This is a genomic window from Nocardia sp. KT25-26, from assembly GCF_056627695.1.
Map to the genome: position 1 here is coordinate 2665863 of NZ_CM152813.1, position 23491 is coordinate 2689353.

Below are 23491 nucleotides of genomic sequence, written 5' to 3' on the forward strand. Positions count from 1 at the left end.
GCTACTTCAGCGCCCGGCCGGACAGCACCCGGTGGACCCGGATCGCCACGACGACACGGGTGGGGTTCGCCCGGGGCGTCCGGTACCGCAGCGCATAACGGCGTTCGGCGTCGGCCACCTCGGCAGGATCGTCCAGCACCGTCGCGGCGCCTTCGAGGGTGATCCAGCGGGCGCCGTCGACCTGGCCGACCGCCCCGTAGCCGCGGCGCCGCGCATTGCGGGCCTTGGCCGAGGCGCCGTCGGTGATGATCCGCACGAGGCCGGCGTCCGGGTCCCAGGTGAACCCGACCGGCACCACATGCGCGGTGCCGTCCGCCCGCAGGGTGGTCAGCGTAGCCAGGTGGCGTTCGGCGACGAACTCGGCGGCCGCTGCGGACAACGTCATGACGGGTGCGGCATTCCCGGCGGCGGACTCGGTGGTGGCAGGCACGGTACCGACGGTAGCCGATGGCCGTTCCCGGCCGGGTGCAAGACTGTGGCCATGGGAAAGCGTGGGATCCCGCCGGGGCCGGTCCTGGTGCTCGGCGGGCGTAGTGAGATCGGTCTGGAAGTGGCCTGCCGGCTGGCCCCGGGCCGGGAGGTGATCCTCGCGGCCCGGCGCAGCGAGGCATTGACCGAGGAAGCCCGCCGGGTCGGTGCCGCGGGCGCGACCGCCGTGCACCCGGTCGAGTTCGATGCCGACGATCTGGACAGCCACCAGCGGCTGCTGGAGAAGATCGTGGCCGAGCACGGGCCGCTCGGAGTGGCCGTCCTCGCCTTCGGCGTCCTGGGTGATCAGGCACGTGCCGAACGGGACCCGGCCCATGCGGTGGCGGTGGTGCACACCGACTACGTCGCTCAGCTGAGCGTGCTGACCACGCTGGCGAACCTGATGCGCGCGCACGGTTCCGGGCAGCTCGTGGTGTTCGGCTCGGTGGCCGGTGTCCGCGTCCGCCGCGCCAATTACGTGTACGGCTCCGCCAAGGCCGGGTTGGACGGTTTCGCGAGCGGCCTCGGTGACGCCCTGCACGGCAGCGGTGTGGGGTTGCTGCTGGTGCGACCCGGGTTCGTGATCGGCCGGATGACCGAAGGGATGAACCCGGCACCCATGTCGAGTACCCCGGGGCAGGTCGCCGACGCGGTGGTCCACGCCCTGCGTCGTGGCGCGTCCCGGGTGTGGGTGCCGCGCCGGCTGCGGCCGGTGTTCTTCGTCCTGCGCCTGCTGCCGCAGCCGATCTGGCGGCGGATGCCGCGATGAGCGGAACACCGGCCGACCACGCAGGCGGGACTGCGCTGCGGCCCGGGTACCCGGTGTCGGTGGTGGGGATCGGGGCGGACGGGTGGACCGGACTGGGTGCGGCGGCGCAGCAGGCGGTCACCGAGGCCGAGGTGCTGTTCGGCTCGGCCCGGCAGCTCGCCCTGGTGCCGGATTCGCCCGCGCGGCGGGTCCCCTGGCCGACCCCGCTGCTGCCGGCACTGCCGGACCTGCTCGGGCAGTGGTCCGATCGGCGGATCACGGTGCTGGCCAGCGGTGATCCGATGTTCTACGGAATCGGGGTGACCCTGGCGAACCTGCTGGGCGCCGCCGCGCTGCGGGTCCTCCCGCAGCCGTCCTCGGCATCCCTGGCCTGCGCCCGGCTCGGGTGGCCGCTGGCGCAGACCCCGGTGATCAGTGTGGTGGGCCGCGATCCCGTCACGGTGCTCGCCGAACTCACCGAAGGCCGGCGGCTCCTGGTCCTCAGCGCCGATCAGGACACGCCCGCGGCGATCGCCGAACTGCTGACCGGCGCCGGCTTCGGCGACTCCGGGATGACCGTGCTGGAACAACTCGGCGGACCGCGCGAACACCTGAGCACCGGTACCGCGCGCAGCTGGGACCGGGCTCCCGGTGACCGGCTCAACCTGGTCGCCGTCGAATGCGTCGCGGACGCGGACCACCCCCGGACGACGCGGCTGCCGGGCCTTGCCGACGAGCTGTACGGCGGCGACGGACAGTTGACCAAGCGGGAGGTGCGGGCGCTCACCGTGGCGGCGCTGGCCCCGGCACCGGGGGAGCAGCTGTGGGATGTCGGCGGCGGCTCCGGCAGTATCGCCATCGAATGGTGCCGGACCGATCCGGCCTGCACCGCAACCACCTTCGAACGGGTGCCGGCTCGCCGCGAGCAGATCGCCCGGAATGCGGCGGCGCTCGGCGTACCCGGGATCCGGGTCCGCGGCGAGGTGCTGACCGAACTCGGGCGTCCGGACCACGGCCTGCGCCGGCCGGACGCGGTGTTCATCGGCGGCGGCCTGACCCGGGCCGGGCTGCTGGACGAATGCCTGCGGCAGCTGCGGCCCGGCGGGCGGCTGGTGGCCAACGCCGTCACCGCCGAATCGGAGGCCCTGCTGACCTCGGCGGCCGCCGAACACGGCGGCGCCCTGCGCAAATTCCAGATCTATCGCGGCGAACCACTGGGCGGATTCACCACCTGGCGGCCGCAGCTCCCGGTGGCGCAGTGGTCGATTCGTTGCTGAACCGTGATTTCGGCAGCCCGGCCGAGTAGGGTCGGGCCCGATCGCGGGCGAATGCCGGCGTATCGCACGTTTCGATGGAGAGTTTCATGAAGTACGCGAAGATCGGCGCCACGGCGCTGCTGGCCGTCGCCGCCACCGGGATCACCGCGGGCACGGTCACCGCCGCACCGGCGGTGGAACCGGCGCCCGTCACCGCCGAGCAGGCACCCCGGACCGTCGAAGGCACCGACCGCGGCGTGTCCTATGTGGCCGGGCTCGCCGACGACGGTCGTTCGGTGCTGACCACCGTGACCGGCGGCAGCTTCCGGCTGGACGCCGGCGAGCGGGCCGTCACGCTGCGCAACGACGCCGGCACCGCCCTCGCACAGATTCCGCTGACCGGCACCGTGGCGGGTGCGGCCACGCCGATCGCCGCCGAGATCGGCGCCGACGGCACCACGCTGAAGCTGACCCCGGCGGCCGGGGAGATCGCCGCCCAGGACATCAGTGCCCAGCAGTGGTTCATGGCGGAACTGCAGCGCGCGTCCACCGGGGCACTGGTGGGTGCGATCATCGGGGCCCTGCTGGGCGCCATCGGTGTCGTGACCATCATTCCGGGCGCCATCATCGGTGGTGTGATCGGTCTGCTGGTCGCCGGTGGCCCCTCGCTGCTGGACGCCGGTGCCGCCTATTTCGGCGGGCAGCCCTGAGGATCCTGATCCTGGGCGGCACCGCCGAGGCCCGGGCCCTGGCCGCGGCGGCGGGCGAGCAGCCCGATCTCGAGGTGGTCTCCTCGCTGGCCGGCCGGGTCCGGGCCCCGCAGTTGCCGCCCGGAGCGGTCCGGACCGGCGGCTTCGGTGGTGCCGACGGCCTGCGCACCTGGCTGCAGGACCATGCCGTCGACGCCGTCGTCGACGCCACCCATCCGTTCGCGGCCACGATCAGTGCGAATGCCGCGCAGGCCTGTGCCGCCGTCGGCACCGAACTGCTGCAGTTACGCCGCCCGGGCTGGCAGCCACAGCCGGGTGACGACTGGGTGCGGGTGCCCGACCTGGCGGCCGCGGCGGCCGAGGTCGCCGACCGGGGCACCCGGGTGTTCCTCACCATCGGCCGTCAGGGCGTGGGTGCCTTCGCGGCCTGCGCCGCGCAGTGGTTCCTGATCCGGGCCATCGATGCGCCGACCGGCCCGCTGCCGCCGCATCGGGAGATCCTGCTGGCCCGCGGGCCGTTCGGCTTCGACGACGAACTGGTGCTGCTGGCGCAGGAACGCATCGACCTGCTGGTCACCAAGGACAGCGGCGGGGCACTCACCGAAGCCAAACTGCACGCCGCCCGCACCGCCGGGGTGCCGGTGGTGATGGTGGATCGGCCGGCACCACCGGCCGGGGTGGCGTCCGCCGCCGGCGTCGATGCGGCGCTGGCCTGGTTGCGGACCCGCGGCGGCGTTCGTCAGCCCCGGTAGATCGCGGGGAGCCGGTCGAACCAGTCCAGCACGGCGCGTTCGTAGGTGATGCCGAACTCCAGGGTGGCGCGCTGATGCGGGGAGAGCGCGTCGATATCGATGTCCTGGTACCGGTCCAGCCGGTCCTGGTGCACATCCCGGTTGACTGCGATCAGCTGGTTGCGCTGGGACGGTTCGAGATGGTCGCCGAACGACAGGGTGAGCAGCAACGGCATCCGGATGGTCTCCGGGCCGGGATCGCGTGCCAGCCACTCCGCGAACGCCGTCCGGCCGGCCTCGGTGATCCGGTACGGGGTGCGCTCCCGCGCGCCCCGCTCACCCTTCTCGACCAGGCCCGCCTGATCCATCGTGGTCAGTTCCCGATAGACCTGGCTCTGGGTGATCGTCCAGAAGTCCCCGATCCGATGCTGGGCGGTGGTCGCCAGGTCCCAGCCGGACATCGGCCCTTCGTGCAGGAAACCCAGCAGCGAGGCTGCCGTGGAGTTCAGCGGGCGGCGTCGGGTCGAGGTTTCGGTCAACTCCACTCCCTTCGAACGAGCTTCCAAATTGGAATGTTACCGGGTGTGGCCCGAACCGGTCACCGGCGCGCCGCGTCGTATCGGCGGGCGGTGAACACGCGGGTCCCCCCGGCGGTGTCGAACACCGTGGTGGTCGAGGCGCCGACGATCAGCAGGGTGCGCATATCCACCTCGGCGGGGTCGAGATCGGCGAGCGTGGTGACCCGTACCGATTCGGTGGGACCACCCACGTCACGGCCCAGCACCACCGGGGTCGCCGGGGAACGGTGCTCGAGCAGGACCTCGCGCATCGCCCCCACCTGCCAGCGTCGCTGCGAGGACGCCGGATTGTAGATCGCGATGGCCATATCGGCGGCTGCGGCCGCGGAAAGGCGTTGTGCGACAACATCCCACGGCTTCAGTCGGTCCGACAGCGAGATCATCGCATAGTCGTGTCCGAGCGGTGCACCCACCCGGCTGGCCACGGCATTGGCCGCGGTGAGGCCGGGCAGGATCCGCACCGGCACCTCGCGCCAGCGCGGTTCGGCAGCCACCTCGAGCACCGCGGCGGCCATGGCGAAAACACCCGGATCGCCGGACGAGACCACCGCCACCCGCGCCCCCCGGGCGGCGAGATCCAGGGCCATCGTCGCCCGTTCGGCTTCCACCCGGTTGTCACTGGCATGCCGGCGCTGGCCGGGCCGCACCGGGACGCGATCGATATAGGTGGTGTAGCCGACCACGTCGGTGGCGTGGTCCAGGGCCGCGCGCACCTCGGGGGTGGTCCACTCCGCAGCACCCGGCCCCAGCCCCACGACGACGACCTCGCCCGGAGCGTCGGCTGCACCGGAGGTGAGGTGGGTGGTCCCGTTGGGTGCCGGTACGGCGGGTGCCGCGGTTCGACCGCCCCGGCCGGGCAGCGGCGTGGTCGGCCGGGGCCCGGGTACCACCACGATGGAGAAGTACGGGACGTCGGCGTCGTCGACCTCGGCGGCCGCGCACACCCGTTCCCGGCCGGTGCTGGCGCGCTCCACGTAGTAGGCGTCGTCGAGCCGGCCGGAATCGGTGAGCGCCTGCCGCACCCCGGGGTAGGTGCGGCCCAGCTTCATGATCGCTGCCGCCTCGCTGGTGCGCAGCCGGTCGGCCAGTTCGTCCGCGGGCCTGGTGCCCGGCAGTACGGTCAGCACCTGCTCACCCTCCACCAGCGGGGTGCCCAAGGCCGCCGAGGCCGCGCTGACCGAGGTGATGCCGGGAACGATCTCGGCCTCGAACCGGTCGGCGAGGCGCCGGTGCATGTGCATATAGGAGCTGTAGAACAGCGGGTCCCCTGCGGCCAGCAGGGCCACGGTACGCCCGGCCGCCAGATGTCCGGCCAGCCGTTCGGCGGCCTGCTCGTAGAACTCGTCGATGGCGCCCTGATAGCCGCCGGGATGGTCGGTGGTCTCGGTGGTGACCGGGTAGATCAGGTGCTCCTCGAGCTGCCCGGGCCGCATGTACGGCGCGGCGATGCCCCGGGAGATGCTGCGACCGTGCCGGGCGCTGTGGAAGGCGATCACATCCGCCTCGCCGATGAGGCGCGCGGCTTTGACGGTCACCAGTTCCGGGTCGCCGGGGCCGAGCCCGATGCCCCACAGTTTTCCGGTGGTCCGGGCGGGTTCGGTGCCGGTCATTCCTGTTCGCTCGCAATCGCATTCAGTGCGGAGGCGGTGATGGCGCTGCCGCCGCGCCGGCCCCGGACGGTCAGGTACTCGATATCGCCGTACTCGATCAGGGCTTCCTTGGACTCCACGGCGCCGACGAAGCCGACCGGGATCCCGAGGATCGCCGCGGGGCGCGGCGCACCGCGATCGAGCATGTCGAGCAGATGGAACAGGGCGGTGGGTGCATTGCCGATCGCCACCACCGCACCGTCGAGCCGGTCGCGCAGCAGTTCCAGGGCGGCCGCCGACCGGGTGGTGCCCAGCTCCTGCGCCAGCCCCGGAACCCGGGGGTCGGTCAACAGGCAGCGGACGTCGTTGTCGGCGGGCAGCCGCTTGCGGGTGACACCGGCCGCCACCATGTTCGCATCGCACAGGATGGGGCGGCCCGCCTGCAGGGCCGCGCGCGCGGCCCGCACCACGCCGGGCGAATAGGCGATATCGCCGGCCAGATCGACCTGTCCGGAGCCGTGGATCATCCGCACCGCGACCCGCTCCAGATCGGGTGGGAACCCGGCCAGGTCCGCTTCCGCGCGGATCGTGGCGAAGGAGTTCCGATAGATCTCGGCCCCATCGGTGAGATAGCTGGTGCGTGCGGACATGCGGACAACCCTAGAACCCGGTCGTCGGCACCTCCGCCGCCGGGTTGGCCCGGACCGGACGGCTCATCCCCGGTCGTGCTCTTCGATGCGGTATCCGTGTTCGGTGGCGATCACATCGATCACCGCGCCGCGAGGACGCCCGCAACGCCGATCGCAGCCGGACCAGTGCTGCCGGCCGGCGCGGGTGATCTCCTCGGCGGCATGGGTGTCCGCGTCGGCGACGAGCTCGGGATCCGACCCGGTCGCACCGTCCGGATCGATGTCCGGGCCGGTGCCCGGCAGCACGCGGCCGGATTCGACGGCGGCGGTGAGGTCGGCCCGGACGTCGGTGTGGGATTTCGCGCATCCGGGCAGCCCGGCACAGGCGCTGACCTGCAGCCACGGTGAGGCCGCGTCGAAGATCAGGCCGAGCGGGGCGAGGACCCGTACGACGGTTTCGGCCGGACCCTCGTCGAGGTCGGTGATCACCAGGCTGCGCCACGGGGTGAGGTGGATCGGCCGCTCGATGGCGGCCAGGAACTCGGCCGTGGTAGCGGGAAGGGTGCCGAGGCGGACACCGGCGCCGAGGCTCACCCGGCCGTCGTCCTGGGTGAGCCAGCCGATCGGCAGTTCGTGCCGGGTGCCCGGCGTCAGGGGTGCGGCCGTGGGGGACAGGTCGAGGATCTCGGTGACCCGTTCCGCCCCGCCGTCGATCTCGTGCAGCCGCCACTGTCCGGTGGCGTCCTCGCCCCGGACATCGAGGAATCCGTGCGCGGCGGCGAGCATCACGTCGACCGCCCGATCGGCGGCCACCCGGATTCCGGTGTCCGTCCCGGCGAGCAGCAGAGCGAATTCGTCCGGCCCGACCGCCTGGATACCGATATCGCCGCGCAGCGTGCTCACATCGCCGCGGCCGTCGTCCAGGGTGAACAGTACCCGGCCCGGTAGCTCGGCGAGCCGGGGTTCCCGTTGCAGCCGCAGGTCCAGTTCGGCCGCCGGCACGTGCACGTCCGTCCAGCCGCCCACCCGGCCGGACAGCGGCGACGCGACGATATTGCGGACCCGCTCGTGGGTACGGCTCGGCAGCAGCCCGGCTGCGGCGAGCCGGCGTTCCAGTTCCGCGGCGTCCCGCACCTGCCGCAGCTGGACATTGCCCCGGGAGGTCAGCTCGAGGTTCCCGTCCGCGAGATCGCGAGTGGCCTCGGCCAGCGCCTGCATCGCCTCGGCACCGAGGCGCCCACCGGGGACCCGGACGCGGGCGAGGGGGCCGTCGGCCGCCTGATGCAACCGCAGGATGCCGGGGCAGGAGTCGGGGGCGCTTCTGGTCATGATCTGTCCAGCCTACGACCGGTGCCCGCCGGCCGAGAGAGCGGCGGCACCACCGGCCTGCGCGGTCCGGCAGTTGCAGCGCCGGGCCCTCGCGACGTGTGTTCTGCCGGGCCGTCGTGCCACCGCGCGTCGTCGCGACTCGGCCGGAGGTCCCCGTTAGGCTGGGTGCCGCCCGCTCGGCCGGAGGTTGCGCATGCTGCGAAAAATGTTCGACAAGGGTTTCGTGACGGTCCTGGACAAGGCTGCCGAGGCGCAGCTGCCGTTGGCCGGTCGGTATGTGACCTGGCTGGCGGACCGCCACCCGGAGGACTCCGCGCAGCAGATCGTGGCGCGGCTGCAACGCCGGTACCGGCTCGTGGTCACCGCGAGCGGGGTGACGGTCGGTCTCACCGCGGCAGTGCCCGGGGTCGGCACCCTGCTCGGGATCGCCGCCTCGACCGCCGACACCGCCCTGTTCCTGGAGGCCTCGGCCCTGTTCGGTGGCGGCGCCGCGACCGCCTACCGGGTGGCCGACGACGACCCGATCCGGCAGCAGCTGGTCTCCCGGGTGATTCTCGGCTCGGCCGGTACCGCCACCCTGGAACAGACCGCCGGGCACACGTCGAAGGGCTGGCTCGCCGTGGTCGTCGACCACGTCCCGGTCCTGTCCCGGATGCCGGACTCACCCGCCAAACGCTTCGTGGTGAACTACCTGGTCCGGCGCACTCTGCTGCTCTTCGGCTCGGTGATTCCGGCCGGTATCGGCGCCGTCATCGGCGGCACCGGCAACTATGCCCTCGCCGATTCGGTGATCGACAACGTCCACCGCGCCCTGGCGACCGGTTCCCCCGAACGAACAGCGATCGGGACCGAGCCGGTCCGCCCCTGATCCGGGGTGTTCTCGGCCGCCGGTGCCGGGAGCGGGCCGGTCCCCGGCCGCTCGCCGGGCCCTGTGCCCGGCCGACCCGGCTCGGGTGATGCCCAGTACGATCGGCCGTGCTCGGTGGACCTCCGCCGAGCAGGCTCGCGGGCGACGAGGAAACCGGTGCGATTCCGGTGCGGTCGCGCCACTGTCCACAGCCAGACCCTCTCCGGCGAGCACCGATCCCCGATGGGCGCGTCACCCGAGGAAGGTTCCCTGTGATCCTGCTGCTGTCCACTTCCGATACCGATCTGCTCAGCGCCCGTGCCAGCGGCGCCGATTACCGGTGGGCCAATCCCGCCCGGCTGCTCGTCGGGAGCCCGGTGGTGCCCGGCGAAGGTGCGAAGGACGCGCCGGACGAGCTGTCGGCCCTGCTCGACGGTGTGGACCTGGTGATCGTGCGGATCCTCGGGGGCAAACGGGCCTGGGAGGACGGTCTGGCCGCGGTCCGCGACAGCGGGGTGCCGATGGTGGCGCTCGGCGGCGAGATCGCCCCGGACGCCGAACTGATGGAATGCTCGACCGTCCCGGTCGGCGTCGCGGCCGACGCACACAACTACCTCGCGGCCGGCGGCCCGGAGAACCTCCGGCAGCTGTATCACTTCCTGTCCGACACCGTGCTGCTCACCGGCCTCGGGTTCGAACCGCCCGTGCAGCTGCCCAGCTGGGGTGTGCTCGACCGGGAGCCCCGTGAGACCGCCGCGGCCGCACCCACCGTCGCGGTGGTGTACTACCGGGCCCAGCAGCTGGCCGGGAACACCGCCTACGTCGAGGCGCTGTGCCGTGCCGTCGAGGACGCGGGGGCCCGGGCCCTGCCGGTGTACTGCGCCTCGCTGCGCACCGCCGAACCCGAACTCCTGGACACCCTCCGGCAGGCCGACGCCCTGATCGTCACCGTCCTCGCCGCCGGCGGCAGCAAACCCGCCACCGCCGCAGCCGGCGGTGACGACGAGGCCTGGGACGTCGCCGCGCTCGCCGCCCTGGATGTGCCGATCCTGCAGGGCCTGTGCCTGACCACCGGCCGGGCGCAATGGGAGGCCAACGACGACGGGCTGTCCCCGATGGATGTCGCCACCCAGGTGGCGGTCCCCGAATTCGACGGCCGCATCATCACGGTGCCGTTCTCGTTCAAGGAGTTCGACGAGGACGGTCTGGCCACCTACGTCCCGGATGCGGAACGCGCCGGCCGGGTCGCGGGCATCGCCACCCGGTACGCCCGCCTGCGGCACCTGCCGGCGGCCGACAAGCGGCTGGCCGTCATGCTGTCGGCCTACCCGACCAAACACGCTCGGATCGGCAACGCCGTCGGCCTGGACACTCCGGCCAGCGCCATCGCGCTGCTGTCCGCCCTGCGCGAGGCGGGCTACGACCTCGGCGCCGCGGGGGAGATCCCGGGCCTGGACACCGGCGACGGTGACGCGCTGATCCACGCCCTGATCGCCGCGGGCGGCCAGGACCCCGACTGGCTGTCGGCAGAACAGCTGGAGGGCAACCCGATCCGGATCGGTGCGGCCACCTACACGGCATGGTTCGACACCCTGCCCGAGGATCTGCGCACCGCCGTCGTCGAGGCCTGGGGTCCGCCGCCGGGAGAACTGTACGTGGACCGGTCCGCCGACCCGGCCGGTGAGATCGTCATCGCGGCACTGCGATTCGGCAATATCGTGCTGATGGTGCAGCCGCCGCGCGGTTTCGGTGAGAACCCGGTCGCGATCTACCACGATCCGGATCTGCCGCCCAGCCACCACTACCTGGCCGCCTACCGATGGCTGTCGGCCCCGGACGGCTTCGCCGCCGACGCCATGGTGCATCTGGGTAAGCACGGAAACCTGGAATGGCTGCCCGGCAAAACGCTCGGCATGTCCGCCTCCTGCGGCACCGACGCCGCCCTGGGTGACCTGCCGCTGATCTACCCGTTCCTGGTCAACGACCCGGGTGAGGGCACCCAGGCGAAGCGCCGCGCGCACGCCACCCTGGTCGATCACCTGATCCCGCCGATGGCGCGCGCCGAAACCTACGGCGATATCGCCCGCCTCGAACAGCTGCTCGACGAGCACGCCAACATCTCCGCCCTGGATCCGGCGAAACTGCCCGCCATCCGGCAGCAGATCTGGACCCTCATGCGGGCCGCGAAAATGGACCACGACCTCGGCCTGACCGAACGGCCGGACGAAGAGGTCTTCGACGATATGCTGCTGCACGTCGACGGCTGGCTGTGCGAGATCAAGGATGTGCAGATCCGCGACGGACTGCACGTGCTCGGCCAGGCCCCCGCCGGCGACGTCGAACTCGATCTGGTGCTGGCGATGCTGCGGGCCCGCCAGCTGTGGGGCGGCGAACAGCACGTTCCCGGCCTGCGGGAAGCGCTGGGGCTCAGCGAATCCGGCGACGAATCCCGGGAACGCGTCGACGTCGTGGAGAGCCGGGCCCGGGAACTGCTCGGTGCACTGCAGGCGCAGGACTGGTCGGCGGCAGCCGTCGACCGGCTCGTCGACGACTACGCGACCGCCGTGCTCGACGGTGCGGCCGAGGTCACCGGTGACGAGCGCGCGGCCAGCCTGGCTGCGGTGCGGGCGGTGCTGCGGTTCGCGGCGACCGAGGTGGTGCCGCGACTGCGGGAGACCCGCGTCGAGATCGACCGGGTGCTGCACGCGCTGAACGGCGGTTTCGTGCCGGCCGGGCCGAGCGGGTCCCCGCTGCGCGGCCTGATCAACGTGCTGCCCACCGGACGGAACTTCTACGCCGTCGACCCGAAGGCGGTGCCGTCCCGGCTGGCCTGGGAAACCGGCAGCGCCATGGCCGATTCGTTGCTGGACCGGTATCGCGCCGACCACGGTGACTACCCGACGTCGGTGGGCCTGTCGATCTGGGGCACCTCGGCAATGCGCACCTCCGGCGACGATATCGCCGAGGTCCTCGCGCTGCTCGGCGTCCGGCCGGTCTGGGACGAGGCCAGCCGCCGCGTCACCCGCCTGGAAGTGATCGACACCGCCGAACTCGGCCGGCCCCGCATCGACGTCACGGTCCGGATCAGCGGCTTCTTCCGCGACGCCTTCCCGCACGTCCTGGCGCTGCTCGACGACGCCGTCCGGATGGTCGCCGAACTGGACGAGCCCGCCGAGGTGAACTATGTGCGCGCCCACGCGCAGGCCGACCTCGCCGAGCACGGCGACGCCCGCCGCGCCACCACCCGCATCTTCGGTTCCAAACCCGGCACCTACGGTGCCGGACTGCTGCAGCTGATCGACTCCAAGAACTGGCGCACCGACGCCGACCTCGCCGAGGTGTACACCGCCTGGGGCGGTTACGCCTACGGCCGCGATCTCGACGGCGCCCCCGCCGCCGACGACATGCGCACCGCCTACCGGCGGATCGCGGTGGCCGCAAAGAACACCGACACCCGCGAACACGATATCGCCGACTCCGACGACTACTTCCAGTACCACGGCGGCATGGTCGCCACGGTGCGCGCCCTGACCGGCCGCAACCCGGACGCCTACATCGGCGACTCCACCCGACCCGACGCCGTGCGCACCCGCACCCTCTCCGAGGAGACCACTCGCGTCTTCCGGGCCCGCGTGGTGAACCCGCGCTGGCTGGAGGCGATGCGCCGGCACGGCTACAAGGGCGCCTTCGAGATGGCGGCCACGGTGGACTACCTGTTCGGCTACGACGCCACCACCAACGTGGTCGCCGACTGGATGTACGAAAAGCTCACCGACAGCTACGTCTTCGACGAGACCAACCGCAAGTTCATGGAGCAGTCGAACCCGTGGGCCCTGCACGGCATTGCCGAACGCCTCCTGGAGGCCGCCGAACGCGGCATGTGGGAGAAACCCGACCAGCAGACCCTGGACCGGCTGCGGCAGGTCTATCTGGAGGCCGAGGGCGAACTGGAGTGACCCCGGTGCCGGGGCGGTGGTTAACGGCCACCACCCCGCACCACGATCTTGTTTCGTCGATCCGCCCGCCCGGGCCGCGGCAGGGCAGCGAACAGAGAGTGAGGTCGTGACATGCGAAACTCGATGGTCCGGTCGGCCGGAATCGCCATCGGCGCCCTGGTCGTCGCGGTAACGGTGGGTTGCACGGAATCCGAGCAGAGTGACGGACCGGCCCCGACGACCGTCACCGCCCCGGAGTCCGCGACCGACCCCACCCGACCCGGCGACACCACCGACGTACCGGCACCGGGCGCCCCCGATCCGGATCGGACCGAACCGCAGCCCGCTCCGGAATCCGAGCAGCCCACATCCGCACCGGAGCAGCCGGAGCCCGAACCGGCATCGGACCCGACACCGTGCGGAACCGGCCACAACGGTCTGGCTGTCTTCACCTACCAGCCTGCGGCCACCGACCCGTGCAGCACCGCCACCGAGGTCCTCGACGCCTACCTCCCGCTGCACGAAGCAGCCGGAACCGACAGCTGGTCCACCGAGACGGTCACCCTCGCCGACGGCAGCTCCTGGAACTGCGCGGAACACCGCTCCGAGATCGGCGGCGGCGGATACATCCCGTTCCTGCAATGCACCGGCCCCGCCGGCACCTGGGTCCGGCTGAGCTCCTGAACCGGCGCTGCCGACCCCGGACGATGCTGCGGTCGGTCTTCGCCCGTACCGGTTCCCGCGGCCGCGACGCAGGCGAACCGCTGCCCGCCCTGCTGCCCGAATCGATCGACCGCCTCGGAGTCGGCCGGGTGGGGCGGCGCAGGGGCCGGTCAGCGGGCGAATTCGGCGGCGAGAACGTCGTCCGGCGCTCCGGCGGCGACGAGACGGCCGTCCGACAGCAGCAGGCAGTGGTCGGCGCGCCGGGCTTCGGTGCGGTCGTGGGTGGCCTGGACGACGGTGACGCCACCGGCGGCGATCTCGGCGATCAGCCGGGAGATCTCCTGCTGGGCGGCGGCATCGAGGCCGGTGGCGGGTTCGTCGAGCAGAAGTAGCCCGGACTCCTGGGCGAGGGCCTGGGCCAGCAGCGTGCGCTGACGCTGACCGCCGGACAGGGTGGCGAGCGGTCGCCGGGCGAGATGGTCGATTCCCATGCGCTGCATACAGTCCCGGACCGTGGCCCGGTCCGTGCGGGTGAGGCGGCGCCAGGGACCGCGGTGGGCCCAGCGGCCCATCGCGACCGTCTCACGCACGGTGATCGGCAGGGTCGGGGCGACAGCGGAACGCTGGACGACCAGGGCAGGGCGGTGGCCGTTGCGATCGACCCGGCCGTGTGTCACCGGACGGATACCGGCGAGCACCCCCAGCAGGGTGGATTTCCCGGATCCGTTGGGGCCGGACAGTGCCGTGACCGACCCGGCCGGGATGGTCGCCGAGATGTGCTGCAGCACCGTCCGCTGGGGGTAGCCGGCACAGACATTGTCGATGCGAACGGCCGGCTCGGGGAGGGTGTGCATTATCTCACCTAACTTGGTATGAAAATCATTTTCATAATAGCGTGTCGCCTCATGGATTGGTTGCTCGCCCCGCTGGAGGTGTCGTTCATCCAGCGAGCGCTGTACGGCGGGCTGCTGGTCTCGCTGATCTGTGCCCTTGCCGGAACCTGGATCGTGGTGCGCGGCATGGCCTTTCTCGGCGACGCCATGGCGCACGGCATGCTGCCCGGGGTGGCGGTGGCCTCGTTGCTGGGCGTCGAGCTGATGCTGGGAGCGGCGGTGAGCGCCGCGGCGATGGCCTTCGGTGTCACCGCGCTCGGCCGCAATCCCCGGTTCTCCCCGGACATCGGGATCGGCCTGCTGTTCGTGGGCATGCTGGCGCTCGGAGTGATCGTCGTATCGCGCTCGCAATCGTTCGCCGTCGATGTGACGGGGTTCCTGTTCGGCGACGTCCTGGCGATCCGGGACCGCGACCTGGTCACCCTGGCCGTCGCACTCGTGCTCGCCATCGTGGTCGCCGTCCTGGGGCATCGGGCGTTCGTCGCGCTGGCTTTCGATCCGCGCAAGGCGCTCACCCTGGGGTTGCGGCCCCGGATTGCGCATGCCGCGCTGCTCGGCCTGGTCACCCTCGCCATCGTGGCCACCTTCCAAGTGGTCGGCACCCTGCTGGTGTTCGGGCTGCTGATCGCGCCGCCGGCGGCAGCCACCTACTGGGCCGACCGGATTCCCGCGATCATGGCACTGTCCGCGCTGATCGGTGCCTGCGCGACCGTCACCGGACTGCTCGTCTCCTGGTATGCGGGGACCGCGGCGGGCGCCACCATCGCCGGTGTCGCCGTCGGTGCGTTCTTCGTCTCGGCGCTGGCGGCCGGGCTCCGGGACAGGATCCGCCGATCGGGCGCGAACGCGTACGTCTTCGCGTGGCTTCCGCTGCTCGCCGCGCTCACCCTCGTCGCCGGATGCGGCACCGGCGGCACCGAATCCGGCCCGGCGAGTACCGAACAGCCGCACGGGTTCGTCGCCGGTGCCGAGGAGACCACCGAACCACAGACCCGCCTGGTCGTCGCGGACGCGGAAACCGGCGCGGTCCGGGTGATCGACCTGATCACCGAGCAGATCACCGGAGTCGACGAGATCCCGGCGCCGCACGCGATCCACGACGACGGCCGGTTCGCTTTCCTGAGCACGGCCGACGGGGTGCACATCGTGGACAGCGGCGGCTGGACCGTCGACCACGGTGACCATGCGCACTACTACCGGGCGCCGATCCGCACCGCCGGTGCCGTCGAGCACGCGGAACTGCAGGCCGTGCACAGCGATTCCGAGCTGACGGCGCTGATCTCGACGGACGCCACCCTGCTGCTGGACCGTGCCGCCCTCACCGACGGGCGGATAGCCGAACGGGGCACCGTCACCGGACTCGCGGTGCCGTTCGCCGGTCACCTGGTGGTCGCCGGTCGCGACGGCTCGGTCACGGTACGAACCCGCGACGGCGACCCGGTGCCGGAGATCGCCGCCGAATGCCCGGACCCGCACAGTCCGGCGCGGACCCGCCGCGGCGTGGTCTTCGCCTGCACCGGCGGTGCAGTCCTGGTCGGCGAGACGGCGGGGCGGTTCGAGGCGGCGCCGATCCCGTACCCGGAACCGGTGGCGGAACAGCCGATCCGATTCGAATTCCGGACCGGAGGCACCACGCTGGCCGCCGTCGCCGGTGACCGCGAGGTGCGGGTCCTGGACGTGACCGCCCGGACCTGGGCTTTCCTGGACGCCGACGCAGCGATCACCGCCACGGGAACAGGCCCGGAGGTCCTGGTCCTGACCGGTGACGGTGTGCTGCGCTCCCTGGACCCCGGAACCGGTGCGGAGACCGCCCGCAACGCAGTACTCGCCGGACCGGTACCGGCCGGCCCGCCGCCGACGATCCGCGCCGACACCGAACGCGCCTACCTGAACGACCCTGCCGCCGGCGTCGTTTCCGAAATCGACTACGCCGACGACCTGCGCACCGCCCGGACCTTCCGGCTCGACGTGGCGCCTTCGCTGATCACGGAGACCGGCCGATGAAGACCCTGCTCCGCAGCTGCCTCGCCGCCCTGGTACTGCTCACCTCCGCTGCCTGCGCGGCCGGGGACGAACCCGCCGATATCGTCGTCACCACCAATATCCTGGGCGATATCACCCGCCGCATCGTCGGTGACGCCGCCCGGGTGACGGTGCTGATGCCGCCGAACGCCGACCCGCACCAGTTCGCGCTGTCGGCTCGGCAGGCCGCCGAACTGGACCGCGCAGCGCTGATCGTGTCGAACGGACTCGGACTCGAAGAGGGCATGCAGCGACATGTCGATGCGGCCGTCGCCGCCGGTACCGCCGCGCTGGCCGTGGCACCGGAGATCGATCCGATCGAGTTCCGAGCCGGCGGAACCGGCCCGGACCCGCACTTCTGGACCGATCCGGTCCGGATGCGCAGGGCCGTCGAGCGCATCAGCCGTTCGGTGCTCGACCACGTCGACGGTGTCGATACCACCCGCGTCGAGCAGAACACCACCGCCTACCTGGCCGAACTGGACGAGTTGCACACCTGGATGGGTGACCGGTTCACCTCCCTCACCCCGGAGCAGCGGCGGCTGGTCACCGACCACCATGTCTTCGGGTACCTGGCACACCGGTACGACTTCACCGTGCTCGGCGCGGTGATCCCCAGCGGCACCACCCTTGCCTCACCGAGCGCCGCCGATCTGGCCGACCTCGCCGCCACCATCCGGTCCGCAGGCGTCACCGCGATCTTCACCGATGCCGCGCGCCCCGACCGGCTGGCCGGTGCCCTCGCCGAACAGGCCGGGCTGCAGGTGCGGGTCGTCGGGCTGCACACCGAATCGCTGACCGAACCCGGCGGGGGCGCTTCCACCTACCTGGAGATGATGCGCGCGAACACCGACGCCATCGTCCGCGGCCTGTCACCCCGGTGACCCCCGAGAACCCGGTGCCCCCGAGAACCCGTAGACCTCACGAGAAATGGAGACACAGATGCAGTTGCGTTCCCGGACCGGCCGGACCACGGCGATCACCGGACTGGCTGCGCTGGCCGTGACCCTCGGTGCCTGCGGCACCGAGGGCACCGGCGATGCCGCCGATATCGCGAACCCGGTGGTGATCGCCTACGAAGGCGGCCTGGCCGTGCTGGACGGCACCACCTTGGCCACCGGCGCCGAACTCGACCTCCCCGGATTCAACCGGATCAACCCCGCGGGGGACGACCGGCACGTGATGGTGTCGACATCCGACGGATTCCGGGTCCTGGATGCGACCCGGGGCGAATTCACCGGCCTGGAGTTCCCGGGTGCGAAGCCCGGGCACGTGGTGCGGCACGCCGGCCGGACCGTGCTGTTCACCGACAGCACCGGCGAGGTCCGCAGCTTCGACCCGGACCGGCTGGCCTCCGGTGACCCGGAGGTCGACGAGTACCGCACCCCGGACCCGCATCACGGCGTCGCCGTCGAACTCGGCAACGGCGAACTGGTGGTCAGCGTCGGCACCGAGGAGGAGCGCACCGGCATCGCGGTCCTCGGGCCGGATCGCAGCGAGCTCGCCCGGAACGAGGACTGCCCGGGCGTGCACGGTGAGGCCACCGCCGAAGGGGAAGCGGTCGTCGTGGGCTGCCAGGACGGGGTGCTGGTTTACCGGAACGGCGAGATCACCAAGATCACCAGCCCCACCCCGTACGGCCGGATCGGCAATCAGGCCGGCAGCGCGTCGTCGCCGATCGTGCTCGGTGACTACAAGCAGGACGAGGACGCCGAACTTGAACGGCCCGAACAGGTGTCGCTCATCGACACCCGGACCGGCGCGCTGCAGCTGGTCGACCTGGGCACCAGCTACACCTTCCGGTCGCTCGACCGTGGCCCGGCCGGCTCCGCACTGGTGCTCGGCACCGATGGAAAGCTGCACGAGGTCGACCCGGTGGCGGGCACCGTCACCCGCAGCATTCCCGTGCTCGACCCCTGGGAGGAGCCCCTCGACTGGCAGCAGCCCCGCCCGGCGCTGTTCGTCCGCGGCGCGGACGCCTACATCAGCGACCCCGCCACCGACACCGTGCACCGCATCGACCTGACCACCGGCGAGATCGCGGCCACCGGCGAACTCCCGGGCACGCCCAACGAACTCGGGGGCGTTTCCGGGGCCTGACCGGACCGGAGTGTTCGCCGGGAGGCTCGCGGGCCGGCTGCGCTGTTCGCACACAATCGGCCGGAATCTGCGAATGCGAAATCGACGACGGTAGCGTGCGAACAGCGCAGGTCCCGGCCGCTGGGCCGTCGGCTCCGACATCTCACACTGCCCGGCAGGAGCACCGGGGTCGTGGAGTGGGCGCAGGGCGAGTCGGGCCGGGGGCCACACCCGGACCGGGAGGTTGGCCGATGATCGAGTCCGCAGGCCGCATCCCCTGGGCGTACCTGGAAGGGATGCCGGTGCCGAGGAGCGTGACCGCAGGTCGCTGCTCGATGCCCGGTGTCCGTAGCGCTGCGATTCCGGCCCGGCCGGGTTCTGTCGATCGGCGAGCAGCGAACTCCAGGGGCCCCTGCGGAGGTCGGTATGTTCCGAAGAGCGGCCGCCGTAGGCTGGGCGCATGTCCGGGGACCGGTCGATATCCGCAACCGCACTCGATCGTGCCGCAGACCTGCTGGCTGCGGGGCGGGTCGCGGTGCTCACCGGGGCGGGGTTGTCCACCGACAGCGGGATCCCCGACTATCGGGGGCCGGACTCGCCGGCCCGCACTCCGATGACCTACCAGCAGTTCGTGGGCGATTCGGAGTTCCGGCAGCGGTACTGGGCGCGCAACCACGTCGGCTGGCGGCGGATGGATGCGGCCCGGCCCAACGGCGGGCACCGGGCCCTGGCCCGGTTGGAACGGGCCGGGGTGATCTCCGGTCTGATCACCCAGAACGTGGACCTGCTCCACCTGAAAGCCGGTAGCCGGCGCGTCATCGACCTGCACGGTACCTACGCGCGGGTCCGCTGCCTGCGCTGTGCCACCGCCGTCTCCCGAATGACGCTGGCCGACCGCCTGGAGGCGGTCAACCCGGGTTTCGCGGAGGCGGCGTCGGCAACAGGTATCGAGGTAGCACCCGATGCCGATGCCGTCGTCACCGATACTGCCCGCTTCCGGATGGTCGACTGCACCCGCTGCGGCGGCCTGCTCAAACCGGACATCGTGTACTTCGGTGAGAATGTGCCCCGGGAGCGGGTCGCCGCCGCCTGCGACCTGGTGGACGGCGCCGCGGCGCTGCTGGTGGCCGGATCGTCGCTCACCGTGATGTCGGGGTTGCGGTTCGTCCGGCGGGCGGCCCGCAACGGCACACCCGTGGTGATCGTCAACCGCGGCCGCACCCGTGGCGACGATCTGGCCACCGTGATCGTCGACGGTGGCTGCACCCCCGTACTGGGTGCGCTGGCGGACCGGCTCACGCTCCACCGGCGCCGGTAGCAGTGCCGTGACCGGTCCCGATCCGGACGTCGCGCACACCGGCCGGCGTGCGGGTGGTATCGACGGGCCGAACGACCGGAAGTGAGCAGTCGGCCGTGATGGTCCTCGCAGCGGCTGGACGCGTGCCGGCGATCACGGGCCGGCCGGTTCGTCGTCGACCAGCACGACGGCACACGATTCGGCGATGGCTCGCGGCACCCCACCACCCAGATGCTGCAGCGACGGCACGAAAACTGTGGCGGCGCCGGTGGACCGGACCACATTGAGCAACCGCTGCACCGGATCGTCGACGCGCGGGCCGAAGACGACGATCTTGAGCAGCCGGGCACCCTGCCGGCGGGCCGTACTCCGGATCCGGGTCTCGTCCCACGGCTGCCGGGTACCGGAGACACTCTTGTCGATATAGCCCAGGGCGGGCGGTCGCGTCACGGACATGCCGCTCCTCCTCGATTCGTCCGGTCACATCTCATGACGGCTGCGAAGGCGAAACGGTTCCCGCTGCTGCGAAATTCGCCGGAGCTACTTCCCGCGCCCGGCCCGGAATTCGAATGCCCACCGGTAGCGGCGGGCGATCTCGAGGATTCCGGCGCCCGGCTGTCCGGCCGGTGGCCGGATGAAGGTGGCCTCGCGGTGGACCACGAGCTCCCCGCCGGTGTTCTCGATGACGGCGAGTACCGCGTCGCGGGAGTCGTCGGTGCAGCCGTCGAGGGTCATCTCGATCGGCGGTGAGTTCACCGGATGCATCGTGACCGTGGCATGCACTCCGCGGAAATCGGGCGCACCGTCGTAGACGGAGCAGAACACCAGGATCCGGCGCAGGAATCGGGTGTGGTCCAGGTTGATGGACAGATTCTCGCCGGTGGCCACCGCGCCGGTGCGGTCGTCACCGTCGAGATGGATGAACGGTGCCTCGTACAGTGCGCCGAACCGCCGGTCCAGGGCGCGCACCGAACCGATACTGCCGTCGGACAGTTCGTAGAAGCAGCACAGGTCCAGGTCGACGTTCTTCCCGCGCAGCTTGCCGAACAGACCGGGCCGGGCCGCCATACTGGTCCAGTTGAGGTTGACCCGCATGACGCCGCCGGTGGCGCCGTGCTTGGTCAGCGAAACCGACGGGGCCTCCTTGGTCAGCGAGACCTTGCCGGCCGGGGCCGCAATCGGCGGCGGGCCGGCGGCGGGCTGCGGTGCCGCCGCCGGTACCGGTGGTGTGACCGGCGCGGCCGATGGCGCCGCCGGGGCCGGGGCGTCGTCCACGGTGATCCCGAAGTCGGTGGCCAGGCCGGCGAGGCCGGTGTCGTACCCCTGCCCGACGGCCCGGAACTTCCAGGCACCGGCTCGCCGGTACAGTTCGCCGAGGACGAAGGCGGTCTCGGTGGTGGCTCCGGTGCTGTCGAACCGGGCGATCTCGGTGCCGTCGGCCGCATCGACGACGCGGATGTAGAGGCCGTCGAACCGGCCGAAGGTGCCCCCGTCGGCGGACGCGGCCAGCACCACCTTCTCGATTTGCGGTTCGACGTCGGCGAGTCGCACCGTCAGGACGTCGACGACGTTCGGCCCCTGCTGTTTACCTTCGTGACGCACGGCCTCCGACGGGTGTATCGGCTGGTTGTAGAAGACGAAGTCGTCGTCGGAGCGGACCCGGCCGTCCGCCAGGAGCAGCGCGGACGCGTCGGCGTCCGGCATCCCGGGGCCCGACCTCCAGCCCAGCTCGACTCGGACAGCGGTGGCGGCCACCGCGGTATTGGCGCCCTTGGTCATCGACACGCTACCGACTGTATCGGGCGGCGGCCGGCCGGTGGGCGCAGATGCGGATCAGGCGGATTCGGCGACCGGCGCGCTGCGGTAGGTGTCCGCGAGTTCCGGCAGCGGGATCGCCAGGGCGTCGGCGAGTGCGACGACGATGCCGAACGAGGGAGTGGGCAGCCGGCCCGCCTCGATCTTGCGCAGGGTCTCGGGGGAGATACCGGCGGCGGTGGCGACGTCGGTGAGATCACGGGAGCCACGCGCCTCCCGGAGCCGGCGGCCGAGCCGGCGTCCGGCATCGACCTGAGCGGGGGTGAGTGGCAGGCGAACCATGTGCGCAGCATAGGCCCGGTATAGAAATACCGCAACTGGCTGGTACTTTTATACCACCACCGGCTACCTTGGTATGAAAATACCGAGAGGAGTCGACAATGGTGGAACTGAAGTCCGCGGACGAGATCGCGCGGATGCAGGTGACGGGGGAGTTCGTGGCGTCCGTCCTGGCCGGGCTGCGGGACCGGGCGGCCGTGGGGGTGAACCTGCTGGACCTGGAACTGTATGTGCGGGATCGGATCCGGGAACGGGGTGCAGTGTCGTGCTACTGGGACTACGCGCCGTCGTTCGGCCGCGGCCCGTTTCGGAACACTGTCTGCCTGTCGGTGAACGACGCGGTTCTGCACGGCCTGCCGCACGACTACCTGCTCGCCGACGGTGACGTGCTCACCGCCGATCTGGCGGTATCGATCGACGGTTGGGTAGCCGATGCTGCGACCACGGTGATCGTCGGCACCCCGGATCCGGCCGACGCCCGCCTGGTCCGGGCCACCGAGGAGGCCCTCGCCGCGGCCATCGACGCGGCACGGCCCGGGCAGCGGATCGGCGACCTCTCGGCCGCCGTCGAATCCGTGGCGACGGCCTACGGCTACGCCGTCAACGCCGAGTTCGGCGGGCACGGTCTGGGGCGCACCATGCACGAGGATCCGCATGTCGCGAATGCCGGTCGGGCCGGTCGGGGGTTCCCGCTGCGTCCCGGGCTGACGATCGCGGTCGAACCGTGGTTCACCCGGGGGTCGGCGCAGATCGTGACCGACCCGGACGGCTGGACGATCCGCTCCGCCGACGGATCTCGCACCGCACACAGTGAACATACGATCGCAATCACCTCCGAAGGTCCCCGGATCTTGACCGCCCCCGCCGCATGGTCATCCAAAAATCCGACTGCACAGTGTGTTTCGGATTCCGGAAAACAATAGTATAGATTACGTTACGGAGTCACCATGGGTAGGCAGGGCCGTTCCCCGGGGCAGGCGGGAGCGGCGTGACGAACGGGGAAACTCATGAAGCTCCAGAAGATGCTGACCGTCGGTGTGCTGACCGCCGCAGCCACCGGGATCACCGCAGCCACCGCATACGGTGCACCCACGGCCCCTTCGGTCACCGGCGCCGACGGCCCGGTCGCCTATACGGCATCGGTGACACCCGACCGGTCCGCTGTGACCGTGCAGCTCGCAGCCGGAACCTTCCGGCTGTCACCCGGTTCCGGCGTGGCGGTGCTGGCACCGGACGGTAGCCGGGTCGGCACCGTGCCGACATCCGTTCCGGCAGTGGGTGGCCCGGCGGTCGCGGTCACCCCGCAGCTCGATGCCACCGCAACGACCCTCACCCTGACCCCGGTGACGGCACCCGCACCGGGCCCGACCGTGCAGCACATTGATCGCACCGGCAACATCGTGGCCGGTGCGGCGATCGGCTGTGTGATCGGTGCCCTGATCGGTGCCATCTTCCTGATCCTGCCCGCCATCCCGGGCTGTGTGATCGGCGCCGTGATCGGCGGCATCATCGGGTCCAACCAGTAGCCGGCCCCACCGGGTGGCCGGACCCGGGGCGGCAGTCCCGGCCGGTTCGGCGCTGCGGTCCTCGGGTCTCGGTCGCCCTCGTCGGTACGTCCGGTAT

22 protein-coding genes and 1 riboswitch are annotated in these 23491 nt (G+C 71.5%); of the genes, 13 read left to right on the forward strand and 9 right to left on the reverse strand.

From position 1 onward, the window contains the following. Window position 1: 1 nt before the first annotated feature. Window positions 2-385 (reverse strand): TIGR03618 family F420-dependent PPOX class oxidoreductase, encoded by a 384-nt coding sequence (locus AC1HFH_RS12095; protein ID WP_480247830.1) that lies wholly within the window; start codon window positions 383-385, stop codon window positions 2-4. 96 nt (window positions 386-481) lie between these two features. On the opposite strand from AC1HFH_RS12095, the gene dprE2 reads away from it, so the two are divergent. From dprE2 to AC1HFH_RS12115, 4 genes are all read left to right on the forward strand, one after another. Further along, the gene (gene dprE2, locus AC1HFH_RS12100; protein ID WP_480247539.1) at window positions 482-1237 is read left to right on the forward strand and encodes a decaprenylphospho-beta-D-erythro-pentofuranosid-2-ulose 2-reductase; all 756 of its coding nucleotides are present in this window, start codon (window positions 482-484) and stop codon (window positions 1235-1237) included. Then, a complete protein-coding gene (gene cbiE / locus AC1HFH_RS12105; RefSeq protein WP_480247540.1) occupies window positions 1234-2493 on the forward strand; it encodes a precorrin-6y C5,15-methyltransferase (decarboxylating) subunit CbiE in 1260 nt (419 codons plus the stop codon). Before dprE2 ends, cbiE begins: the two co-directional genes overlap by 4 nt. 86 nt (window positions 2494-2579) lie before the next feature. Beyond that, window positions 2580-3182, forward strand: a complete 603-nt coding sequence (locus tag AC1HFH_RS12110; RefSeq protein WP_480247541.1) for a DUF8020 domain-containing protein — start codon at window positions 2580-2582, stop codon at window positions 3180-3182. Beyond that, window positions 3179-3934 (forward strand): cobalt-precorrin-6A reductase, encoded by a 756-nt coding sequence (locus AC1HFH_RS12115; protein ID WP_480247831.1) that lies wholly within the window; start codon window positions 3179-3181, stop codon window positions 3932-3934. The genes AC1HFH_RS12110 and AC1HFH_RS12115 overlap by 4 nt, the downstream gene beginning before the upstream one ends. Here the strand turns inward: AC1HFH_RS12115 and AC1HFH_RS12120 are convergent. The 4 genes from AC1HFH_RS12120 to cobG all read right to left on the reverse strand — a co-directional run bounded on the left by AC1HFH_RS12120 (window position 3922) and on the right by cobG (window position 8038). Next, window positions 3922-4452 (reverse strand): PadR family transcriptional regulator, encoded by a 531-nt coding sequence (locus tag AC1HFH_RS12120; RefSeq protein ID WP_480247542.1) that lies wholly within the window; start codon window positions 4450-4452, stop codon window positions 3922-3924. The two genes, AC1HFH_RS12115 and AC1HFH_RS12120, sit on opposite strands and share 13 nt — an antisense overlap. Before the next feature lie 59 nt (window positions 4453-4511). Next, the gene (cobJ, locus tag AC1HFH_RS12125; protein ID WP_480247543.1) at window positions 4512-6101 is read right to left on the reverse strand and encodes a precorrin-3B C(17)-methyltransferase; all 1590 of its coding nucleotides are present in this window, start codon (window positions 6099-6101) and stop codon (window positions 4512-4514) included. Beyond that, on the reverse strand, window positions 6098-6730 hold the full coding sequence (locus AC1HFH_RS12130) for a precorrin-8X methylmutase (protein WP_480247544.1): 633 nt from the start codon (window positions 6728-6730) through the stop codon (window positions 6098-6100). The genes cobJ and AC1HFH_RS12130 overlap by 4 nt, the downstream gene beginning before the upstream one ends. A gap of 63 nt (window positions 6731-6793) precedes the next feature. Continuing rightward, window positions 6794-8038: a precorrin-3B synthase gene (cobG, locus tag AC1HFH_RS12135; RefSeq protein WP_480247545.1), complete on the reverse strand. Its 1245-nt coding sequence runs from the start codon at window positions 8036-8038 to the stop codon at window positions 6794-6796. A gap of 193 nt (window positions 8039-8231) precedes the next feature. Between cobG and AC1HFH_RS12140 the strand changes: the two genes are divergently transcribed. From AC1HFH_RS12140 to AC1HFH_RS12150, 3 genes are all read left to right on the forward strand, one after another. Then, complete coding sequence (locus AC1HFH_RS12140) at window positions 8232-8906, forward strand: hypothetical protein (RefSeq protein ID WP_480247546.1); 675 nt, start codon at window positions 8232-8234, stop codon at window positions 8904-8906. 98 nt (window positions 8907-9004) lie between these two features. Then, window positions 9005-9127: riboswitch (cobalamin riboswitch) on the forward strand. A gap of 30 nt (window positions 9128-9157) precedes the next feature. Further along, window positions 9158-12841: a cobaltochelatase subunit CobN gene (cobN, locus tag AC1HFH_RS12145; RefSeq protein WP_480247547.1), complete on the forward strand. Its 3684-nt coding sequence runs from the start codon at window positions 9158-9160 to the stop codon at window positions 12839-12841. A gap of 111 nt (window positions 12842-12952) precedes the next feature. Then, a complete protein-coding gene (locus AC1HFH_RS12150; RefSeq protein ID WP_480247548.1) occupies window positions 12953-13504 on the forward strand; it encodes a hypothetical protein in 552 nt (183 codons plus the stop codon). 149 nt (window positions 13505-13653) lie between these two features. Here AC1HFH_RS12150 and aztA read toward each other — a convergent pair whose 3' ends face one another. Further along, window positions 13654-14337, reverse strand: a complete 684-nt coding sequence (aztA, locus tag AC1HFH_RS12155; protein WP_480247549.1) for a zinc ABC transporter ATP-binding protein AztA — start codon at window positions 14335-14337, stop codon at window positions 13654-13656. A gap of 51 nt (window positions 14338-14388) precedes the next feature. On the opposite strand from aztA, the gene aztB reads away from it, so the two are divergent. The 4 genes from aztB to AC1HFH_RS12175 all read left to right on the forward strand — a co-directional run bounded on the left by aztB (window position 14389) and on the right by AC1HFH_RS12175 (window position 19795). Beyond that, window positions 14389-16380, forward strand: coding sequence for a zinc ABC transporter permease AztB (aztB, locus tag AC1HFH_RS12160; RefSeq protein ID WP_480247550.1), 1992 nt, complete (start codon window positions 14389-14391; stop codon window positions 16378-16380). Next, window positions 16377-17282 carry a zinc ABC transporter substrate-binding protein AztC gene (gene aztC, locus AC1HFH_RS12165; protein WP_480247551.1) on the forward strand — a complete coding sequence of 302 codons (906 nt, stop codon included), beginning with the start codon at window positions 16377-16379 and terminating at the stop codon, window positions 17280-17282. The genes aztB and aztC overlap by 4 nt, the downstream gene beginning before the upstream one ends. A gap of 58 nt (window positions 17283-17340) precedes the next feature. Continuing rightward, the gene (gene aztD / locus AC1HFH_RS12170) at window positions 17341-18498 is read left to right on the forward strand and encodes a zinc metallochaperone AztD (RefSeq protein WP_480247552.1); all 1158 of its coding nucleotides are present in this window, start codon (window positions 17341-17343) and stop codon (window positions 18496-18498) included. A 439-nt stretch (window positions 18499-18937) separates the two neighbouring features. Continuing rightward, window positions 18938-19795: an NAD-dependent protein deacetylase gene (locus AC1HFH_RS12175; protein ID WP_480247553.1), complete on the forward strand. Its 858-nt coding sequence runs from the start codon at window positions 18938-18940 to the stop codon at window positions 19793-19795. Between the two features lie 132 nt (window positions 19796-19927). Here the strand turns inward: AC1HFH_RS12175 and AC1HFH_RS12180 are convergent, their stop codons facing one another. From AC1HFH_RS12180 to AC1HFH_RS12190, 3 genes are all read right to left on the reverse strand, one after another. Next, a complete protein-coding gene (locus tag AC1HFH_RS12180; RefSeq protein ID WP_480247554.1) occupies window positions 19928-20230 on the reverse strand; it encodes a hypothetical protein in 303 nt (100 codons plus the stop codon). Window positions 20231-20314: 84 nt separating this feature from the next. Then, complete coding sequence (locus tag AC1HFH_RS12185) at window positions 20315-21553, reverse strand: TerD family protein (RefSeq protein WP_480247832.1); 1239 nt, start codon at window positions 21551-21553, stop codon at window positions 20315-20317. A gap of 54 nt (window positions 21554-21607) precedes the next feature. Continuing rightward, window positions 21608-21871, reverse strand: a complete 264-nt coding sequence (locus AC1HFH_RS12190) for a helix-turn-helix domain-containing protein (protein WP_480247555.1) — start codon at window positions 21869-21871, stop codon at window positions 21608-21610. 98 nt (window positions 21872-21969) lie between these two features. On the opposite strand from AC1HFH_RS12190, the gene map reads away from it, so the two are divergent. Together map and AC1HFH_RS12200 are read left to right on the forward strand one after the other, a co-directional pair. Beyond that, window positions 21970-22791, forward strand: a complete 822-nt coding sequence (gene map / locus AC1HFH_RS12195; protein WP_480247556.1) for a type I methionyl aminopeptidase — start codon at window positions 21970-21972, stop codon at window positions 22789-22791. An 84-nt stretch (window positions 22792-22875) separates the two neighbouring features. Next, window positions 22876-23394 carry a DUF8020 domain-containing protein gene (locus AC1HFH_RS12200; RefSeq protein WP_480247557.1) on the forward strand — a complete coding sequence of 173 codons (519 nt, stop codon included), beginning with the start codon at window positions 22876-22878 and terminating at the stop codon, window positions 23392-23394. Window positions 23395-23491 lie beyond the last annotated feature (97 nt).

Coding starts and splice junctions, on each gene's coding strand:
- aztC (WP_480247551.1), top strand. CDS start 16,377: ATGAAGACCCTGCTCCGCAGCTGCCTCGCCGCCCTGGTACTGCTCACC.
- cbiE (WP_480247540.1), top strand. CDS start 1,234: ATGAGCGGAACACCGGCCGACCACGCAGGCGGGACTGCGCTGCGGCCC.
- AC1HFH_RS12190 (WP_480247555.1), bottom strand. CDS start 21,871: ATGGTTCGCCTGCCACTCACCCCCGCTCAGGTCGATGCCGGACGCCGG.
- AC1HFH_RS12185 (WP_480247832.1), bottom strand. CDS start 21,553: ATGACCAAGGGCGCCAATACCGCGGTGGCCGCCACCGCTGTCCGAGTC.
- AC1HFH_RS12110 (WP_480247541.1), top strand. CDS start 2,580: ATGAAGTACGCGAAGATCGGCGCCACGGCGCTGCTGGCCGTCGCCGCC.
- AC1HFH_RS12180 (WP_480247554.1), bottom strand. CDS start 20,230: ATGTCCGTGACGCGACCGCCCGCCCTGGGCTATATCGACAAGAGTGTC.
- AC1HFH_RS12150 (WP_480247548.1), top strand. CDS start 12,953: ATGCGAAACTCGATGGTCCGGTCGGCCGGAATCGCCATCGGCGCCCTG.
- cobJ (WP_480247543.1), bottom strand. CDS start 6,101: ATGACCGGCACCGAACCCGCCCGGACCACCGGAAAACTGTGGGGCATC.
- AC1HFH_RS12140 (WP_480247546.1), top strand. CDS start 8,232: ATGCTGCGAAAAATGTTCGACAAGGGTTTCGTGACGGTCCTGGACAAG.
- aztD (WP_480247552.1), top strand. CDS start 17,341: ATGCAGTTGCGTTCCCGGACCGGCCGGACCACGGCGATCACCGGACTG.
- cobG (WP_480247545.1), bottom strand. CDS start 8,038: ATGACCAGAAGCGCCCCCGACTCCTGCCCCGGCATCCTGCGGTTGCAT.
- AC1HFH_RS12130 (WP_480247544.1), bottom strand. CDS start 6,730: ATGTCCGCACGCACCAGCTATCTCACCGATGGGGCCGAGATCTATCGG.
- AC1HFH_RS12175 (WP_480247553.1), top strand. CDS start 18,938: ATGTCCGGGGACCGGTCGATATCCGCAACCGCACTCGATCGTGCCGCA.
- AC1HFH_RS12200 (WP_480247557.1), top strand. CDS start 22,876: ATGAAGCTCCAGAAGATGCTGACCGTCGGTGTGCTGACCGCCGCAGCC.
- map (WP_480247556.1), top strand. CDS start 21,970: ATGGTGGAACTGAAGTCCGCGGACGAGATCGCGCGGATGCAGGTGACG.
- dprE2 (WP_480247539.1), top strand. CDS start 482: ATGGGAAAGCGTGGGATCCCGCCGGGGCCGGTCCTGGTGCTCGGCGGG.
- AC1HFH_RS12095 (WP_480247830.1), bottom strand. CDS start 385: ATGACGTTGTCCGCAGCGGCCGCCGAGTTCGTCGCCGAACGCCACCTG.
- aztB (WP_480247550.1), top strand. CDS start 14,389: ATGGATTGGTTGCTCGCCCCGCTGGAGGTGTCGTTCATCCAGCGAGCG.
- aztA (WP_480247549.1), bottom strand. CDS start 14,337: ATGCACACCCTCCCCGAGCCGGCCGTTCGCATCGACAATGTCTGTGCC.